Origin of the sequence: Campylobacter sp. CNRCH_2015_1657 (genome assembly GCF_025772685.1) — a bacterium.
Taxonomy (GTDB): domain Bacteria; phylum Campylobacterota; class Campylobacteria; order Campylobacterales; family Campylobacteraceae; genus Campylobacter_D; species Campylobacter_D lari_D.
The window spans coordinates 36257-55919 of record NZ_JAKMSO010000007.1; the positions used below are offsets into that span (position 1 = coordinate 36257).

Consider the following 19663-nt stretch of genomic DNA (forward strand, 5'->3'; position numbering starts at 1 on the left):
GAAAAATATAATGATATATGGTGTAATTTTTGGCGCAAATTCTTATGAGCATGAAATTAGCATTGTAAGTGCTGTGGTATTAAAAAAAGTACTCAAAGCACAAAAAAAATTTATATTTTGTGATAAAAATAAGGAATTTTTTCTTATAGATGAAGAAAAAATGAATGCAAAAACTTTTAGCAGCGGTGCTTATAAAAAAGAAAAAGCCTTGGTGTTAAAGCAGGGTGGGTTTTTTATAAAAACTATGTTAGGTGAGAAAAAACTTGACATTGATATAGCGATAAATATCATACATGGAAAAGATGGTGAAGATGGTAAAATAGCTGCTTTGCTTGATTTTTATGGTATAAAATACATAGGTCCACGCATAGAAGCTAGTGTTTTATCTTTTAATAAGGTTTTAACTAAACTTTATGCACAAAGCGTAGGGGTGAAAACACTTGATTATAAGGTTTTAAATTTGCATAAAGAGCAAAATGTATCTTTGGATTTTCCTTGTATTTTAAAGCCTGCAAGATTAGGTAGTAGTATAGGTATAAGCATAGTTAAAGATGAAAGCGAGCTTAAGTATGCCAAAGATGTTGCTTTTGAATTTGATGAGGATGTTGTGGTAGAACAATTTGTAAGTAATATTAAAGAATATAACTTAGCAGGTTGTATGATAGATGAAAAAATGGAATTTTCTATTATTGAAGAGCCTAGAAAAAATGAAATTTTAGATTTTGAACAAAAATATTTAGGTTTTTCAGAAAGTTCTAAAGTAAGTGAAGCAAATATTAGTGAAGAATTAAAACAAAAATTAAGGGATAATTTTACTAGAATTTATAATCCTTTATTTAAAGGAGCTTTGATTCGCTGTGATTTTTTTGTGATAGATGATGAGGTTTATTTAAATGAGATCAATCCAAATCCAGGATCTTTAGCAAATTATTTATTTGAAGATTTTACTAATGTAATTAATAGTCTAGCTAAAAATATAGAATTTGAAAAGCAAATTAAGATTGATTATGCTTTTATTCATAGTATTAATGGACAAAAAGGTAAGCTATAATCATGGCTACTTTTAGCAAAGATGAAATTTATACTGCAACTGAAGTGGTAAGAAATTTCAGCACTATGCTTGAAAAAACAAAAAAAAGTGAAAATGGTAGAGTAGTGATTGTAAAAAACAATAAATTTGAAGCTGTACTTTTGAACTTTGAAGAATATGAGCGTTTAAATGAAGCTGTGATGCTTTTAGAAAAGATTTACAAAGATAAAAAAGGCTAGAAATGGCAAAAACTAGAGTATATTCTAATGGGTATTTTTATAATTTAAGTTATGAAATCATCAATCCAAAATGTGAAAAAATAATTCTTATTTTACATGGTTGGGGTGCTAATAAAGAGCTTATGAAACAAGCTTTTGAAAAGCCTTTGAGTGATTTTAAGCAAATTTATTTAGATTTACCTGGTTTTGGAAATTCAAGTATAGATGCACCTATGGATTCTTATGCTTATGCAAAGGTTGTAGAAGACTTTTTAACTACGATAGAGCAAAAAGCAGATTATTTAATGGGGCATTCTTTTGGCGGAAAAGTTGCGACTATTATGTGCCAAAATGCTAATTTTCAAGGTTTGATTTTGCTTTCTAGTGCAGGCGTGGTTTTACCAAAAAGTTTTAAAGTGAAGTTTAAAATAGCCTTGTTTAAAATTTTGAAAAATCTCCCTTATGGGGATTTTTGGAGGAAATTTTTTATTAGTAAAGACGCTCAAGGCATGAATGAAGTGATGTATGAAACCTTTAAAAAGGTTGTTAATGAAAATTTAGAAAATGAATTTCAAAAGCTTAAAAATCCTATTTTAATTTTTTGGGGTAATGAAGATAAGGCTACACCTTTAAAAAGCGGAGCAATTATCCATTCTTTAGCACAAAAAGGGAAATTTTTTGCATTAGATGGGGATCATTTTTTCTTTTTAAAACATGCTGATTTTATAAATGAAAAAATACATGAGGAATTTTTAAAAAATGATTAGTATGATAGCTTTTTTAAGTTTGAATTTTTTACTTGGATTTTATCTGATTTTAGTCTTACAATGGTACTCTTATAAATTTTCACGCATAATTTTACACTTTTCCAAACCCTTATGGCATTTGTATTTTTTAATAATTCCTTATTTTGCTTTTGTGTTTTCTTTGTATAGTGGAAATTTTTATTTATATTTTATAGTTTTTGCTCTATCTTTACTATATGGTGGATATTTATATAAAAATTTAGATAAAAAGCTAGTTTTTACTGCTAGGATTAAGCGTTATTTTTTATTTTTGTTACTTTTTAGCTTGATATTTATGCCATTTTTTTGGATAGGTTTAGAAGCTTTAGTAGTTACATTTTTATTAAGCTTTTTTGTGGAAAAAATTAATCAGAAAAGTTTTATAAAAAAAGCAAGTAAAAAGATTTGCGATAATCCAAATTTAAAAATTATTCTAATAACTGCAAGTTTTGGAAAAACAAGTATAAAAAATTTTTTATACGAACTTTTAAAAGATGAGTTTAAGTGCTATAAGACTCCAAGAAGTGTTAATACTTTTATGGGTATAGTAAAAGATATCAATGAAAATTTGGAAAATAATACTGAAATTTATATCGTAGAAGCTGGTGCAAGAGAGCAAAATGATATTTTAGAAATTACAGAGTTTTTAAATCCTCAAATTTGCATAGTAGGTGAGATTGGTTTGGCGCATTTGGAATATTTTAAAACTCAAGATAATATCCGCAAAGCTAAGTTGCAAGCTTTAAAATCCAAGCGTTTAGAAAAATACTTTTTACACTCAAGCACCTTATATGAAAATGAATTTTATGATGAGTATTTAAGTGATGTTAGGGCAAGTTTAGAAGGTTTAGATTTTAAAATAAGATTAGATGATAGTATTTATGACTTTCATGCAAATTTACTAGGTGCTTTTAATGCTTATAATATTAGCGTGTGTATTTTGCTTGCACATTATTTAGGAATAAAAATAGAAAATATTACAAAAAACGTATCGAATTTAAAAGCAGTAGAACATCGCTTGCAAGTGATTTCTAAAGAGCCTAAATTTATCATAGATGATGGCTTTAATGGAAATTTTAAGGGTATGAGTCAAAGCTATGAGCTTTGTAAAAGCTATCAAGGAAGAAGAGTTTTAGTAACTCCTGGTATAGTTGAAGTTAATGAAGAAGAAAATATAAAATTATGTAAAATTATTAATGAATGTTTTGATTTTGTGATTATTACTTCAGAGGCTAATAGCGTGATTTTACAAAAACATATCACATTAGATTTTTATGTATTGAAAGAAAAATCTCAACTTGTGCAAACTTTATCAAGATTAACTCAAAATGGGGATTTGATTTTATTTTCCAATGATGCACCAAGTTTTATGTAAAACCATTTAGCTTATTAAAAAGGCCAAATGGTCTCCATAAATTTTGTCCCCCAAGGCTTGCGTGTAGATTTGTCTATATCGCCTTCAGTTTTATAAAGAATTTTTGCATCAGCTATATATTTACTATCTATCATATTATCTTGAGAAATATCATAAGGTCTTATAACCCCGCTTAGTTGAATGATTTGTTTTTCTCCATTGATTAAAAGCTCACGACTTCCTTCTATAAAATAATTTCCATTAGATAAAACCTTAATTACTCTAGCAGAAATTGTAGTTTGGAAATTTTCACTTCTAGTTTGGCTTCCTGTGCCTTGATATTGTGAAGTACTTGCTGTGGTATAGCCTATATTTGTATAGTCATTAACAAAATCTCTAACTTTGCTAAGTCCAGCACCTGTAGTTATTTGTCCACCACCTAAATTTACATTGTTGTTTTTGCTTGTAGATTTAGAGCCTTGTGAATTTTGTGTAGCATTTTCTCTAATGACTACGGTTACCAAGTCATTTACATTCATTGCTTTTTTATCAGAAAATAAAGGGTTATCTCCTTTACCAAACAGCGATCCAGGATTGCTTTGAGTATTATGATTTTGCTTAGGAGCTAGTTCTTCTACATAAGTAGGTGGTTTCATATTAATATGTGGATCAACTGTGGCACTACAGCCAAACATTACAAAAGGTAACAAGTAAAAATTAACATTTTTAAATTTCATAGCTTTATAACCTTATATTATTATGATGAATTTTAAAATAATTATATTATAAAAAACAATTATTTTGTTAAATAAAGAGGAAAAAATGAAATCTATGTTTTTATTAAACTGCATTGATGAAAAATTTTTGCAGCAGTGTTTAGAAAAGGTACGAGGTAAAATAGCTTTTTACTTTCCTGTTTTTTGTGAAAAAAATAAAGAAAAAATTACTTCATTTTGCACAAAAAGAAATCTTAAAATAGATTTTTTTAGTAGTTTTGAAAAAAATGAGTATCAAGGTAAATTCACTCAAAATTTAAATGATTTTTTTAAAAAAATTATTGAAGATTTTGAAAAAACAAAAAAAGAAAATGATTTTACTATAGTAGTTGGAGTAGATGATTTTGGCTTGATGGGGGATTTAAGTTTAAATATAGCCTTAGCTAAAGAGCTAAACACTCCATTGTATGCAAAAAGTCAAGATGAAAATCATATTATGTTAAATTTTTTACTAAGCCAAAAGCTTAGCGACTTTGTTTTGTTAAAAGAAAATGAAGATCTTACTCAAGATTTATTACAAGAATATACTTATAAAACTCAGGCAAGATTTTCTTATGAGCTTTTTGAAAAAGCAAAAGCAGATAAAAAAATAGTAGTTTTACCTGAAAGTTTTGATGAAAGAGTATTAAAAGCTAGTGAATTTTTGATACAAAATGAAATTGTTGATTTGATTTTGCTAGGTGATAGCAATGAAATTTGTGCGAAAGCCAATAGTTTAAATATCAATATCGATGGTGTGCGTATTATAAATCCTAAAAATTCTCAATATAATGAAGAATTTGAAGAGCTTTTATATGAAGCTAGAAAAAGCAAAGGCATGAGTAAAGAAGAAGCTAAAAAACTCGTGCAAGATAAAACTTATTTTGCGACTTTACTTGTGCATACTCAAAAAGCCCATGCTATGGTAAGTGGTGCAAGTACAACTACTGCTGAAACTATTCGTCCTGCTTTGCAAATTATCAAAACAAAACCTGATGTGAGTTTGGTTTCTGGTATGTTTTTCATGTCTTTAGAAGATAAGGTTTTGGTTTTTGCTGATTGCGCTGTTATGCCAAATCCAACCCCTGAACAACTTGCTGAAATTGCTTATGTGAGTGCAAATAGTGCTAAGGCTTTTGGACTTGAACCTAAAGTGGCTTTACTTTCATATTCTAGTGGAGATAGTGGGAGCGGGGTTAGCGTGGATGCAATTAAAGAAGCTACTAAAATAGCTAAAGAAAAATATCCTCAACTTGAGCTAGAAGGTCCTATACAATTTGATGCAGCATATGATATGCTAACAGCAAAAAGTAAAATGCCAAATTCTAAAGTAGCAGGAAAGGCAAATGTATATGTGTTTCCTGATTTAAATGCGGCAAATATTTGCTATAAAGCAGTACAAAGAACAGCAAATTCTTTAGCTATTGGCCCGATTTTACAAGGTCTTAAAAAACCAATTAATGATTTAAGTAGAGGTTGCTTGGTGGAAGATATTGTTAATACTGTGATTTTAAGTGCTATTCAAGCACAAGAATAAGGAGAAAAATGAAAATATTAGTTTTAAATTCAGGTTCATCTTCAATTAAATTTAAGCTTTTTGAAAAAGATGAAGCCCTAGCATCTGGTTTAGTAGAAAAAATAGGCGAGCAAAGCTCTAAAATAGAACTAAAAGATCTAAAAAGTGGTCAAAAATACCAAAAAGAATTAGCAATTAAAGATCATGAGCAAGGTATTGAATTGGTAAATGAATTATTTGCTCAAAGTGGAATTTTACATGATTTAAATGAGCTTGATGGGTGTGGACATAGGATAGTTCATGGAGGTCCAAATTTAACTAAACATTGTTTAGTAGATGATGAAATTTTAAAAGAAATTGATAGAGTTTCTCATATAGCACCTTTACATAATCCTGCACATTTAATAGGTATTAAAACTATGATAAAAGCAGCTCCAAAAGTTCCCAATGTGACAGTTTTTGACACAGCTTTTCATCAAAGCATGCCTGATTATGCTTATATGTATGCTTTGCCTTATGAGTTTTATGAAAAACACCAAGTTAGAAAATACGGCTTTCATGGTACTTCACATTCTTATGTAAGTAAACAAGCTGCACATATACTTGGTAAAAATATTAATGAATTTAATGCAATTAGTGCTCACCTTGGAAATGGTGCGAGTGTTTGTGCTATAGAAAATGGAAAATGCGTAGATACTTCTATGGGCTTTACTCCACTAGAAGGTTTGATTATGGGAACTAGATGTGGTGATATTGATCCTGCTGTATTGCCATTTTTAGCAAAAGAATTAAATTTAAATCCATCTGATTTAGATACTATAATGAATAAAAAAAGTGGTGTTTATGGAATTTGCGGGTTTAATGATTTTAGAGATATTGAAGCGCAAATTGAAGAAAATAACGAAAAAGCAAGACTTGCTCTTGATATGTTTTGTTATCGTTTGAGTAAATATATTGGCTCATATTTTGCGATTTTACCTAGAGTCGATGCGTTGATTTTTACAGCTGGTATTGGAGAAAATGATAATATTGTTAGAGCAAAAGTTTGTCAAAGACTAGCACATTTGGGATTTGATATAGATTTAGATAAAAATACACAACTTAGAAATGGTGAGATTAGTAAAAAAGACTCTAAAATTAAAATTTTAATTGTTCCAACAGAAGAAGAATTAGAAATAGCTAAAATTACCACAGAACTTATTAAAAAATAAATAACCTTGAGTTTTAAACTCAAGGTTTGTTTTAAAATGCAGGAACTACGGCACCTTGGTATTTTTCATTGATAAAATCTTTTACTTTTTGACTTTGCAAAGCCTTTATTAAAGCTTTGATTTTAGGATTATCTTTATTATCTTGAGTAGTTACTAAGATGTTTGCATAAGGACTTTCTTTGCTTTCTATTAAAATAGAATCTTTTACAGGATTTAAATTTGCCGATAAAGCATAGTTTGAATTAATCACTGCAAAATCAACATCATCTAAAGCTCTTGGAAGTTGTGCTGCTTTTAACTCTTTAAATTTGATATTTTTTGGATTATCTTTAATATCAAGTGGAGTTTTTAATGCGATATTTTTAAAACTAACTAGTTTAGTACTAGCGATAATATCTAAAGCTCTGCTTTCATTTGTCGGATCATTTGGTACAGCTATAGTAGCATTTTGTGGAAGATCTTGGATATTTTTATATTTTTTAGAATAAACAGCCATTGGTTCGATGTGAACTTTTGCAACGCTAATTAATTTTGTGCCTTTATTGGCATTAAACTCATCCAAATAAGGTTGGTGTTGGAAGAAATTCGCATCAAGTTCTTTACTATCTGTACTAAGATTTGGTAAAACATAGTCATTAAATTCTTTAATTTCTAATGTGTAACCTTCTTTTTTTAATAAATCTTTAGTTTGTTCTAAAATTTCAGCATGAGGCACAGGTGTTGCACCTACAGTGATAACTTCATTAGCAAATAAACTTGCACCTAAAATTGTGCTTGCAGCGAGCAGTTTTAACAATTTCATATTAACTCCTTTTTTATAGTTTTTTAAAATGTTTGATTATATTGTAAAAATATTAATAAGATGAGAAAAGTTTTATTTTTGTTTGTTTTTATATTCTTTAGAAAAGCATTTAAGTTCTTTTATAAATTTTATATAACCACCTTTATACCAACTTTTTTGAGCATTAATAAGGGCTTTTCCAATTTTATAAGAATAAGTATTTTGATTTTTAATACCTTCGCTTTTGTAATCATCATAGCTTGATAAAGGTGGAAGTTTAAGGTAAGGTTTTGTTTTCAAATCTTTTTGGTATTGCTTAGCTAGTTTTGTGTGTTTGTAATAAATCTTTAGTAGAGTAAAAGGTAAAAAAGGAATTTTTTTCTTATTCTTAGCACACTCTATAAAGGCATAACCTAGTTTGTATGATAAATGATATCTTACTCTTGCTTTTGCTTGAGTATTAGTAGCTTTTATTCCATCTAAATATTTACTTCCTCCAAATTTTAACCATTTTTCATAGTATTCTTGCCATTTAGGCCATGTTTGATTGCATAAAATATTATTCCAAAAACGATTGTTGCTACCTTCTGCATGTGTTATAGAAGCATTTTGTGATAAGTTAGTTCTATAATCAATATTTCCATTATAAGTATCTTTTAAATCTTTTATTTTAAATTTGTATTCTAGTGCTAGTAGTGTAAACAATCCTTGATCGTTTAAATTATGAATGTTTTCGTTTAAATGTTTATATATAAATTGATAGCATTTTAAAGGATTTGGTATAAGATCGGTAAAGACTAAAATTCCAGTTAAATATGTACGTTTTTGATGATACTCTTTTTTTGTAGGTAAGCTTTCAAGAAGTAAAGTTTTACCTAATCTTGCACCAAAATGATATTTTCTAGCTCTTAATTTACTAAGTTCATCTATACTTTTTAAAAGTAAAACATCAAAATCAAGATAGATAATACTTTCGCATTCATCTAAAAACCTAAAAGCTTCAAATCTTGCAAAAGCCATATGCGTCCATCTTTTTAAGAAAAATAAATTATTAATATCGTTTTGATTTTTATCAAGAGTGGTTAAAAAATCTTCTTGGGTAAAAAGAATAAATTTAATTGTTTTGTTTTTAACAATTTTTTGCATGATATTTTGATCGTTCAAGCTAAAACCATCATGTAAAATGTAAAACACATCTACCTTTTCACCCATAACATCCATGATATTAATGAGCAAGGTTCCTATGGTAAAGCTTGAATTTTTAGTCGCAGCTAGTAAAATACCAAGTTTATGCTTCATTGTTTATCTTTTGGTGATTTTATAAAGAATATTTCCTATAAATTGTATGATTTGCACTAGTATAATTAAAATCACAACAGTTTGAATCATAATATCAGTTCTAAAGCGCTCATAACCATAGCGAATAGCCACATCACCCAAACCACCACCACCAACAGTTCCTGCCATAGCAGAAAAACCAATAACAATAATCAAAATTAAAGTAATACCATTAATAATACTTGGTAAAGCCTCGCTAAACATAACTTTAAAGATAATTTGTGCTTTACTAGCTCCATAAGATCTTGCTGCTTCAATGATAGCAGGATCAATTTCTTTAAAAGCACTTTCTATCATTTTGGCTAAATAAGGCGCAATTCCTATGGTAAGTGGTACTATGGTAGCAGTTGTTCCTATGCTAATACCAATGAGATATTTTGTAAAAGGACTTAAAACTACAATAAGTACTAAAAATGGAAAAGATCTTAAAATATTGATAATAAAATCAAGCACGCTATAAATGCTTTTATTTTCACATAAGCCACCTTTATCAGTAACAGTAAGTACAATTGCAGGGATAAGCGCGATTAAAAAGGCTAAAAAAGTGGCTGTAAAACTCATATAAAGAGTTTCTAGTAATGCCGGATAAAGTATATTTTCAAAATTTCTTAAAATTGTTTCTAAGTTCATTACACAAGCTCCCAAATAACGCCATTTTCTTGTAAATAATTTAAAACTCTTTCTTGATCTTTGGCTTCTATATTGATTACCAAATTTCCTAAAGCATTGTTGTTTAGTTTTTCTATCTTACCCCAAACTATATTAAAATCAATATTTAAACTTCTAGCCATATGAGTGATAATGCTTTGGTTTGCTTTTTCTTTGCAAAAATATAAACGCACATTAACTCCATTTTGTGGTAAAAAATCACTCTCACCTAAGAATTCACGCATTTTTTCACTTGGTTTTAAGAATAAATCTTCAATTTTCCCTTGACCTATAATTTGTCCATGCTCTAGCAATACAGCCTTTTGTGCTATTTGTTTTACTGCTTCCATTTCATGAGTTACTAATACTACACTGATGTTAAATTCTTGATTGATTGTGGCAATAAGTTCTAAAATATTATTTGTAGTATTTGGATCAAGCGCAGAAGTAGCTTCATCACTTAGTAAAATTTTAGGATTTAAAGCAAGGGCTCTGGCTATGGCTACTCTTTGTTTTTGCCCACCACTTAGTTCATTTGGATATGCCTTGCTTTTGGCTAAAAGTCCCACAAGATCTAAAAGCTCATTAACTCTTTTTTGAATTGTACTTTTGTCAAAATTATGAATTTCTAAAGGCATAGCTACATTTTCAAATACATTTTTTCTACTCATAAGTGCAAAATGCTGAAAAATCATTCCTATATCTTTTCTAAATACTCTTAACTCTTTTTCTTTTAAAGTAGCTATTTCTTTACCAAAAACTTCCACACTACCGCTTTGATAATTTTCCAAACCATTAATACATCTTAGCAAAGTTGATTTTCCTGCCCCGCTATGTCCAACAAGAGCATAAATTTCTCCTTCTTTAACTTCTAAAGAAACATCGTTTATAACTAGTTCTTTGCCATAATATTTTTTAAGATTTTGTATTTTTATCACTTATTAGCCTTCTAAATTAGAAATTTCATCATTGATTTTTTCAAGTTGAGCTTTAATATTTTCAAGTTGAGTTTTATTTTGCTCAACAACCGCAGCAGGTGCATTAGAGATAAATTTTTCATTTTTCATCATAGCATCTAGCTTGTTAAATTCTTTTTCAAGTTTTGTTTTTTGACTATTAAGTCTATTTAAAACACCGCTTAAATCAAGATCTTGAGTTGGTATAAATACTTCTAAATTCTCGCTTACATCTCTAATGGATTTTTCCAAATTTGTATTGATAAACTCGATGTTTTCACATTTTGCAAGTGTTGAGATGAAATTAGTGTAATTTTTTAACTCAGCCATTAAACTCTCATCGTTTAATTTTATACAAGCTTTTTGAATTTTTGCATTTGCAAGTTCTACTAAGGTTTTTGCACGGCGTAAACTCACTATACTTTCTATAATGATATTGAATAATTTTTCTATTTTTTCATTTCTAGAATTAAATTTAGGATATTTTGAAATCATTATAGATTCATGAGTTTGGATAGAAGTTTTACTTAACTCATGGTATAAATGCTCACTAATAAATGGCATAAAAGGATTTAAAAGCTTTAATGCTTCTTTAAAAATACTTCCAAGCTCTTTTATGCTTGATTTTTCAGCCTTACTAAGCTCAATCCCCCAATCACAAAATTCATCCCAGAAAAATCTATACAAAGTATTTGCCGCATCATTAAAACGGTAGTTGTCTAAATTTTCTCTTGTTTCTTTTACGCATACTTCAAAACGAGATAGCATGTATTTTGCTAAGTTAGTTTGAATTTTGCTTTTATCTAAATCTTCAAATTTTTCTTCATTTAAGAGTAAAAATTTACTTGCGTTATAAAGCTTATTGGTAAAATTTCTAACTTGTATGAGTTTGTCATTACTTAACTTTATATCTCTACCTTGGATAGCTAAAAGAGCAAGAGTAAAACGCAAGATATCAGCACTATATTCATCCACACTTTGCACAGGATCAATGACATTACCTAAAGACTTACTCATTTTTCTACCTTGCTCATCTTTAACCAAAGCATGCAAATATATATCTTTAAAAGGAAGTTCACCTAAGGCATTAGTGCTTTGAAACATCATTCTAGCAACCCAGAAAAATAAAATATCAAAACCAGTGATTAATAAAGAATTTGGATAAAAGTCTTTTAAATCATCTTCATGCCAAAGTGTATTTTTACCCCAGTCTTTATTACCCCAACCTAAAGTACTCATAGCCCAAAGACCTGAAGAAAACCAAGTGTCTAAAACATCAGGATCTTGTTTGAAATTAGTGCTTTGGCATTTTGGGCATTGACTTGGAGTTTCTTCGCTTGCCCATTCATGAGAGCATTTACAGTAATACACAGGAATTTGATGACCCCACCAAAGTTGTCTTGAAATACACCAATCTTTTAAATCCCTCATCCAAGCATTAAAACTATTAATCCAATGTGCAGGGTAGAATTTACTTCCACCAAGATTAACTTTTTCTATACTTTCTTTTGCGATTTCATTTTTTACAAACCATTGTTTAGAAATATATGGCTCAACCACATTTTTACAACGATAGCAATATCCTACTTGATTAGTATAATCTTCTATTTTTTCAACAAAACCTTTTTCTTGTAATTCTTTTATAATAATATTTCTTGCTTCTAATCTTTCTAAGCCTTTAAAATGCAAGCAATGTTCATTTAAGATACCTTTTTCATCAAAGATGGTAATAAATTCAAGTTTATGTCTTAAGCCTACTTCATAGTCATTATGATCATGTGCTGGGGTTACTTTCACAAAGCCTGTACCAAATTCCATATCCACATGCTCATCAGCAATAATAGGAATTTTTCTATCTATTAAAGGTAAAATGACATTTTTGCCTATTAAATGCTTAAATCTTTCATCGTTTGGATTAACCATCACAGCACTATCACCAAAATAAGTTTCTGGTCTTGTGGTGGCTACTACGATATATTCTTGAGAATTTTCTAAGAAATATTTTAAATAATATAATTTTCCTTTATTTTCTTTGTGTTCTACTTCTATATCGCTTAATGCTCCATCATGAGTGCACCAATTTACCATGTAATTTCCACGCACAATAAGCTTTTTATCATAAAGATCTACAAAAGCTTTTTTTACTGCATTTACCAAACCCTCATCCATAGTAAAACGCAAACGACTCCAAGCAGGAGTGATACCCAAAATTCGCATTTGCTTAACTATGGTACCACCGCTTTGCTCTTTCCATTCCCACACCTTTTTTATAAATTCTTCTCTACCGAGTTCTTCTTTTTTAATGCCTTGAGCTAAAAGTTGTTTTTCAACAACATTTTGTGTTGCAATCCCTGCATGATCAAGTCCTGGCTGATAAAGAGTTTTATAACCATCCATTCTTTTATAACGCGTTGTGATATCTTGTAAAGTACAAGTTAGAGCATGACCTATATGCAAAACACCTGTTACATTAGGCGGTGGCATCATAATACAAAAGTTTTTACCTTTTTCTTGAATTTTTTCATTACCATTGATTTCAAAATATCCGCGTTCTTCGCAAATTTTATAATATTCTTTTTCTAGTGATTTATCATACATAATTGCTACCTTGAGAATGAAAATAAATTGTTATGTTAGCTTAAAATTGTTAAAGAAGTTTTGAAATTTAGAAATTAGTTATAAAAACTAATTTCTACTTTACGATTATTTTGTCTTTGAGAATCAGACTTATCTTTAGTAGGATAGGTATCTTTTCCTAAAGATTCTATTTCTATAACCTCAGTAAAACTAAAGAAATGTTTAGCCACGTTCATTGCTCTATTTAATCCTATCATATAGTTTGCAAAAGTACTACCTCTATCGTCTGCATAACCTTGAATTTTAACTCTTTTGAGTATATCTTCTCTTGCTAGATTTTGATTGATTTTTTCAAGTAGATTTTCATTGCTGTATTCACTATATCCATTTCTTTCAAATAAAAATTTCAAATCAGAAATTTTAACATCTACATAATTGTATTTTTTCTTATTTTTAGCAAAAACAATATCTTTATTATATATGCTTAGTTTCATATTGTCATTTGAAAGCATATCGATAAAAATAGTTAAATTGTAATCTTGAGAATTAATTTTAACAGGATTAATCATTTCTTTTAACATATCAACCCTATAATCACTTAAACTTTTTCCATCCAATACATAAACTTTAACAAAATCATTACTTAATCTTGGTTCATATCTGCTAGTTTTACCTTTTGTAATGTATTCTTGCATAGTATTTTTATATTTTGTTGTTTTTTCTTTTTTTATGCTTGTTTGTTTGTTGTTTTCAACGAGAACTTTTTGTTCTTCTTGGGCTACTTTAGGAGTAATAGTTTCATTTTTAGAAACTTCAGCTATATTTGTTTGGGTTGTTGGCGCGACTTCTTGAGTGCTTGTATTTTCATCTATGGTAGGATTATTTTGTGCCGGAGTTTCTTCTTTTAAAGACTCCGGATTTATTTGTTGTGATGGATAATAAGTATTATCACTTATATTATTTCTTTCTTGATTGTATTGAGTACTTGGCGGAGTGTAGCTTTGATAAGAACTACTTTTTTTATAATCATATACATAAGTATTTGAATCATCTTCAAAATACCACATATAAAAACCAATACTAGCGCCTATTAGCACCACAAAAGCTATACTAAAAGCAATAATACTTTTCATTTTTTATCCTTTGTGAAGTCCTCAAAAGGACTTTGATTATTTATAATTTTTAATAGAATTTTCTAAAATTTCACTTGCTTTTTCAATACCTGCAAATTCTTTTACTTTTACCCATTTGTTTGGCTCAAGCATTTTATATGTTTCAAAGAAATTTTTGATTTTATCTAGGCTTGCTTTTGGTAAATCATCTAAACATTTAATATTATCATATCTTGGATCTATTTTACTTACAGGAACAGCAAGTAATTTTTCATCCATACCGCTTTCATCTTCCATTAATAATACCCCTATTAAACGACAAGGAATCACAGCTCCTGCTTGGATAGGGTATTCATTTAATACTAAAATATCAATAGGATCGCCATCATCTGCAAGAGTATTTGGTATAAAACCATAGTTTGCTGGATAAAACATAGCTGAATACATCACGCGATCAACCATGATGGCTCCGCTTTCTTTGTCAAGTTCGTATTTAATGTTTGATCCATAAGGAATTTCAATAACTGCATTAAGTTTATTTGGTACTTCTCCAACTTTGATTTTGCTAATATCCATTTTTTATCCTTTATTTTAATAAATCATTGATTAAATTTTTCATATCAGCTACGATAGCTTCAATACTTCTTTCACCATTGATTACATGGTGGATATTTTCTTTAGTATAAAAATTTGTTATTTCTTCTAAAGGTTCTAAATAAACTTTCATTCTATTATTAAAAACTTCTTCGTTATCATCAGCACCTCTAGCACGCCCTAAAACTCTTTCTCTAGCAACTTCTTCGCTAACTTTAACTTCTATCACACCTTTTAAAATTACTTCACTTTGATTTTTTAATACCTTATCAAACTCAAGCATTTGCTCAACACTTCTTGGATAACCATCTATTAATATAGTATTAGTTGGTGCATTTTTTAAAGCAGTGATGATAGTATTAACTACCACTTCCAAAGGAACCAAATTTCCTTTAGAAATAAAACTATCAATAGTCTTTCCAAGTTCGCTTCCACTAGCCACTTCTGCTCTTAGCAAATCACCTGTAGAATAATGAGTAATATTTGCATCATCTGTAGCTATAATGCTTGCATCGGTTGTTTTACCACTACCTGGTGCGCCTATGATTAAAAATAATTGTTTCATTTAGTATTCTCCCTTAATCTTATACCTAGTTCTCTCATTTGTTCATTGCTTACTTCGCTTGGAGCTTGAGTCATAAGACATTGTGCTCTTTGTGTTTTAGGAAATGCTATAACTTCTCTAATACTTGAAGATTTTGTTAAAAGCATGATAAGTCTATCAAGGCCTATTGCTATACCACCATGTGGTGGCGCTCCAAAACTTAATGCATCAAGTAAGAAGCCAAATTTCTTTCTTTGTTCTTCTTCATCAATATTTAAAAGCTTAAATACTTTTTGTTGGATAGGACTTTTGTGAATTCTTATACTACCACCACCTAATTCTACACCATTTAACACCACATCATGTGCAATAGAATTAATTTCTTCTAAGTCTTGCTCATCAATATTTTTTGGCATAGTAAATGGATGGTGCATTGCAGAATAGCTTCCATCATCATTTTGCTCAAACATAGGAAAATCAATAACCCATAAGAATTCTAATTTATCCTCATCGATAATTTTCATTTCATCGGCAAGGAATAATCTAAATCTGCCCATATAATCAAGCACAGTTTTTTTAATCCCTGCGCCAAAAAATACTACATCACCAACTTCTAATTCACATCTTTGGATTAAAGCATTTAAGTCCTCTTCGCTAAAGAATTTACAAAGTGGGCCTTTAGGACCATCTTCTTTCATTTGTATAAATGCAAGTCCTGCTGCTCCAAATTTACGCACAAATTCTTCAAATCTTTGCATTTGGCGTTTAGAAAAAATCGTATCGCCTTTTGGAACTCTTAAAGCTTTAATGCGATTTTTCTTCGTGTCTTTTGCAATATTTGCAAAAATTTCATTATTTGATTTTGCAAAAATATCAATCACATCAATAAATTTCATATCAAATCTTAAATCAGGTTTATCAGAGCCATAATTTTCCATAGCTTCCTTGTAACTCATTTGTCTAAAAGGTATGCTAATTTCTTTTCCGCAAGCTTTGAAAATATCTTTAAGTAAATTTTCTGCCATGGCTATGATATCTTTTTGCTCACAAAAACTCATTTCTATGTCTATTTGAGTAAATTCAGGTTGGCGATCTGCTCTTAAATCCTCATCTCTAAAACATTTTGCAATTTGAAAATATCTATCAAATCCTGAACACATTAAAAGTTGTTTGAAAAGCTGAGGGCTTTGAGGTAGGGCATAAAATTCACCTTGATGTACGCGTGATGGTACTAAATAATCCCTTGCGCCTTCTGGGGTAGCTTTGGTTAAAATAGGGGTTTCAACCTCTAAAAATCCCATTTTTGCTAAAGAATTTCTTGTTGCTATACAAGCAGTTGATCTTAGAGCAAAATTATCATAAAGTTTTTTGCTTCTTAAATCTAAAAATCTATATTTCAATCTTAATTCTTCATTTACACTTTCATCGCCTATAGCAAAAGGTACTACAGCACTTTCATTTTCAATAGTAAGTTTATTTATAACAACTTCTATTTCTCCGGTTTTTAATTTTGGATTTACAAGTCCTTCACCGCGTGGGCGAATTTTTCCTTGTGCTATTAAAACATATTCATTTCTTACTGATGAAGCTATATTATGTGCTTCTTGATTATCTGCTGGATCACATACTAATTGTATAAGTCCGCTACGATCTCTAAGATCGATAAAAATTACACCTCCATGATCACGGTAAGAATTTACCCAACCACATAATGTTACTTCCTCGCCAACATTTTGTATGTTAAGCTCTGTATTATAATGAGTTCTCAAAATTTTTCCTTAGCTTAATTTTGTTCAATTTTGTTATTATAGTATTTTATTCTTTTGCTTAGCTAAGTTTTGTTATAATTTTTTTATGAAAAAATGTATAAATATAGAAAAAATTCAAAAAGTAGGCTTATTTTGCAGGTTAAATACAAATTTAAATGAGCAAATTGCTTTTTTAAAAACAATTTTTTTGCAAAAAAATATAGAGCTTGTGCTATTAGATCAGAAAAAAAATAATCTTAAAGATTTACAGAAATTAGATTTTTTAATTTCTCTAGGTGGGGACGGCACGCTTTTGTCTTTATGTAGGCAAGCTTATCAAGCAAAAAAGCCTATTTTAGGGATAAATGCAGGAAATTTAGGTTTTTTAACTGCTTTTTCTTTTAATGAAGTAGAAAGTTTTTTTAAAGATTTTTTTAAAAATGATTTTAAAATAGAAAAAGCTAAAATGCTTCAAATAACGCTTTGTAAAAAGAATAAAATCATTAAAAAATTTGCTTTTAATGACGCGGTTTTTTCTCGTGATAATGCTTTAATGGCAAATGTGGAAGTTTTTTTTGAAAATAAACTTTTTAATGCTTATTATGGAGATGGTTTGATTATAGCTAGTTCAAGTGGTTCAACTGCTTATAATATTAGCGCAGGTGGGCCTATAGTACATCCTTGGAGTGAAATTTTTGTTCTAACTCCGGTTTGTTCTCATTCTCTAACTCAAAGGCCTATAGTTTTGCCTTATGGTTTCGAGCTTGAGCTAAAAGTTGAGCATTGTTTGTTGTATTTAGACGGGCAAGAAGTGGTTGATCCTAAAGAATATGATAAAATTCTTATAGGACTTAGTAAAAAAGAACTTAGTTTTATACATAAAAAAGATAGAGATTATTTCCAAGTTTTAAAAGAAAAGTTAAATTGGGGTAAGTGATGATAGAAAGTATTTTAATCAAAGAAAATTTAGGTTTTAAACAAGCAAAATTAGACTTAGAAGTGGGGCTTACTGTCTTTACTGGTTTAAGTGGTGCTGGAAAGTCTGTGCTTTTTAAGGCTATTTTAGCAGCATTTGCTTTAAGTGAGAGCGAAGCTAAAATGGTGGAAGTTTTATTAAATGATGAGCTTGAATTAGATGAGTTTGGCATTGAAAATGAAGAATTAAATGTATTTAAACTTTTAAAAGATAAAAGCTCGCGTTATTTTGTCAATAATCAACTTATTTCAAAAAAGAATTTAGCCTTACTTTCTAAGAAATTTGTAAAATATCTTTCAGCTAAGGAAAATAATGAGTTTTCAAATGAAAGATTTTTAAACTTACTTGATTTTATGCAATCAAAAGAAGATAAGAAATTTAAAGATTTTTTAAATGAATATAAAAATGTTTATAAAGAATATATAGAAAATAAAATTAAATTAGAAAAAATTCAAGAAGAAGAAAAAAAGGTAGAAGAATTAAAAGAATTTACAAGCTTTGAAATACAAAAAATCCAAAGTATTAACCCAAAAATAGGCGAATTTGATGAGTTGATGAGTTTAAAAAAAAGGCTTTCTAAAAAAGACAAAATTGATGCAGCTTGGAACAGGGCAAGCAAAATTTTTGAATTAGAATCAGCAGTGATTGAAGCTTTGCAAATTAGTGATGTTGATAGTTCATTTTTTTCAGAGTGTTTAAATGAACTAAGGGTGGTGTGGGAAAATCAAAGTTTTGATGATTTTGATTTTGATATAGAAGAAGTGCTTGATAGGATAGAAAAACTTTCTTCTTTGATTTCAAAATATGGAAGTATAGAAGAAGCTTTAGAAGCTTTAGAGAAGAAAAAAGCAGAATTAGCTCATTATGAAAATTTAAGTTTTGAAAAAAAAGAATTAGAAGAGAAAGTGCAAAATGCTAAAATACTTTTAGATGAGAAAAGCCAAAAATTAAGTACTTTGCGCAAAAAAAGATTAAAAGAGCTTGAGAAATTACTTAATTTTTATCTTGAAAAACTTTATATGAAAGAGATTAAATTAGAGCTTAAAGATTGTGCTTTGAGTATTTTAGGTAAAGATGAAGTGAATTTAAATATAAATGAAGCTAGTTTGAAAAATTTAAGCTCAGGTGAGATAAATCGTTTAAGACTTTCTTTTATCGCAACTGAATGTAATGTTACTAATAAAGCTAGTGGGATAATATTTTTAGATGAAATTGATGCAAATTTAAGTGGTAAAGAAGCAATGAGTATAGCTGAAGTTTTAAAAGAGCTTGCTAAGTTTTATCAAATTTTTGCAATTTCACACTTACCACAGCTTTCATCAAAAGCAAGCAATCACTTCCTAGTAGAAAAAATAGGAAATGAAAGTAGGGTAAGAAAGATAGAAAAAGAAGAAAGAGTAAAAGAACTTGCTAGAATGGTAAGCGGGGAAAATATTACCCAAGAAGCTTTAGAATTTACTAGAACTTTGCTTTAAAAACAAAAAGTAAATTTCAATATGATATAATTAGTTTTTTAAAAT

General features: G+C 29.1%; 17 protein-coding genes and 1 pseudogene. 8 read left to right on the plus strand and 10 right to left on the minus strand.

The window, feature by feature from the left end; genetic code table 11:
- Nucleotides 1–10 precede the first annotated feature (10 nt).
- From L8X27_RS05815 to L8X27_RS05830, 4 genes are read left to right on the plus strand one after another with little or no spacing between them, the layout of a single operon-like run.
- Nucleotides 11–1051: a D-alanine--D-alanine ligase gene (locus tag L8X27_RS05815; protein WP_263671583.1), complete on the plus strand. Its 1041-nt coding sequence runs from the start codon at nt 11–13 to the stop codon at nt 1049–1051.
- 2 nt (nt 1052–1053) lie between these two features.
- Nucleotides 1054–1269: a type II toxin-antitoxin system Phd/YefM family antitoxin gene (locus tag L8X27_RS05820; RefSeq protein ID WP_087699049.1), complete on the plus strand. Its 216-nt coding sequence runs from the start codon at nt 1054–1056 to the stop codon at nt 1267–1269.
- Nucleotides 1270–1271: 2 nt separating this feature from the next.
- A complete protein-coding gene (locus L8X27_RS05825) occupies nt 1272–2015 on the plus strand; it encodes an alpha/beta fold hydrolase (protein WP_263665856.1) in 744 nt (247 codons plus the stop codon).
- Complete coding sequence (locus L8X27_RS05830; protein ID WP_263671582.1) at nt 2008–3408, plus strand: Mur ligase family protein; 1401 nt, start codon at nt 2008–2010, stop codon at nt 3406–3408. The genes L8X27_RS05825 and L8X27_RS05830 overlap by 8 nt, the downstream gene beginning before the upstream one ends.
- A 14-nt stretch (nt 3409–3422) precedes the next feature.
- Here L8X27_RS05830 and flgH read toward each other — a convergent pair whose 3' ends face one another.
- Nucleotides 3423–4124: a flagellar basal body L-ring protein FlgH gene (gene flgH / locus L8X27_RS05835; RefSeq protein ID WP_133319229.1), complete on the minus strand. Its 702-nt coding sequence runs from the start codon at nt 4122–4124 to the stop codon at nt 3423–3425.
- Between the two features lie 85 nt (nt 4125–4209).
- Here flgH and pta point away from each other — a divergent pair, with 85 nt between their 5' ends.
- The gene (gene pta / locus L8X27_RS05840; RefSeq protein ID WP_318529411.1) at nt 4210–5679 is read left to right on the plus strand and encodes a phosphate acetyltransferase; all 1470 of its coding nucleotides are present in this window, start codon (nt 4210–4212) and stop codon (nt 5677–5679) included.
- An 8-nt stretch (nt 5680–5687) separates the two neighbouring features.
- On the plus strand, nt 5688–6869 hold the full coding sequence (locus tag L8X27_RS05845) for an acetate kinase (protein ID WP_263671581.1): 1182 nt from the start codon (nt 5688–5690) through the stop codon (nt 6867–6869).
- A gap of 31 nt (nt 6870–6900) precedes the next feature.
- Here L8X27_RS05845 and L8X27_RS05850 read toward each other — a convergent pair whose 3' ends face one another.
- From L8X27_RS05850 to aspS, 9 genes and pseudogenes are all read right to left on the minus strand, one after another.
- The gene (locus L8X27_RS05850; RefSeq protein WP_263671580.1) at nt 6901–7671 is read right to left on the minus strand and encodes a MetQ/NlpA family ABC transporter substrate-binding protein; all 771 of its coding nucleotides are present in this window, start codon (nt 7669–7671) and stop codon (nt 6901–6903) included.
- 72 nt (nt 7672–7743) lie between these two features.
- Nucleotides 7744–8949 (minus strand): glycosyltransferase, encoded by a 1206-nt coding sequence (locus tag L8X27_RS05855; protein ID WP_263671579.1) that lies wholly within the window; start codon nt 8947–8949, stop codon nt 7744–7746.
- Nucleotides 8950–8958: 9 nt separating this feature from the next.
- Nucleotides 8959–9615: pseudogene (locus L8X27_RS05860) on the minus strand (methionine ABC transporter permease); the annotation flags it as partial.
- A 2-nt stretch (nt 9616–9617) separates the two neighbouring features.
- Nucleotides 9618–10574: a methionine ABC transporter ATP-binding protein gene (locus L8X27_RS05865; RefSeq protein ID WP_263665861.1), complete on the minus strand. Its 957-nt coding sequence runs from the start codon at nt 10572–10574 to the stop codon at nt 9618–9620.
- A gap of 3 nt (nt 10575–10577) precedes the next feature.
- A complete protein-coding gene (locus L8X27_RS05870; protein ID WP_263671578.1) occupies nt 10578–13190 on the minus strand; it encodes a valine--tRNA ligase in 2613 nt (870 codons plus the stop codon).
- 74 nt (nt 13191–13264) lie between these two features.
- A complete protein-coding gene (locus tag L8X27_RS05875; RefSeq protein WP_263671577.1) occupies nt 13265–14302 on the minus strand; it encodes a hypothetical protein in 1038 nt (345 codons plus the stop codon).
- Nucleotides 14303–14338: 36 nt separating this feature from the next.
- A complete protein-coding gene (gene ppa / locus L8X27_RS05880) occupies nt 14339–14857 on the minus strand; it encodes an inorganic diphosphatase (protein WP_220566652.1) in 519 nt (172 codons plus the stop codon).
- A gap of 10 nt (nt 14858–14867) precedes the next feature.
- A complete protein-coding gene (locus tag L8X27_RS05885; protein WP_133319219.1) occupies nt 14868–15440 on the minus strand; it encodes an adenylate kinase in 573 nt (190 codons plus the stop codon).
- Entirely contained in the window at nt 15437–17188 is a 1752-nt protein-coding gene (aspS, locus tag L8X27_RS05890) for an aspartate--tRNA ligase (RefSeq protein WP_133319218.1), read from the minus strand. The genes L8X27_RS05885 and aspS overlap by 4 nt, the downstream gene beginning before the upstream one ends.
- Nucleotides 17189–17273: 85 nt before the next feature.
- On the opposite strand from aspS, the gene L8X27_RS05895 reads away from it, so the two are divergent.
- Together L8X27_RS05895 and L8X27_RS05900 are read left to right on the plus strand one after the other, a co-directional pair.
- A complete protein-coding gene (locus tag L8X27_RS05895) occupies nt 17274–18104 on the plus strand; it encodes an NAD(+)/NADH kinase (RefSeq protein WP_133319217.1) in 831 nt (276 codons plus the stop codon).
- A complete protein-coding gene (locus L8X27_RS05900; protein WP_133319216.1) occupies nt 18104–19618 on the plus strand; it encodes an AAA family ATPase in 1515 nt (504 codons plus the stop codon). Before L8X27_RS05895 ends, L8X27_RS05900 begins: the two co-directional genes overlap by 1 nt.
- Nucleotides 19619–19663 lie beyond the last annotated feature (45 nt).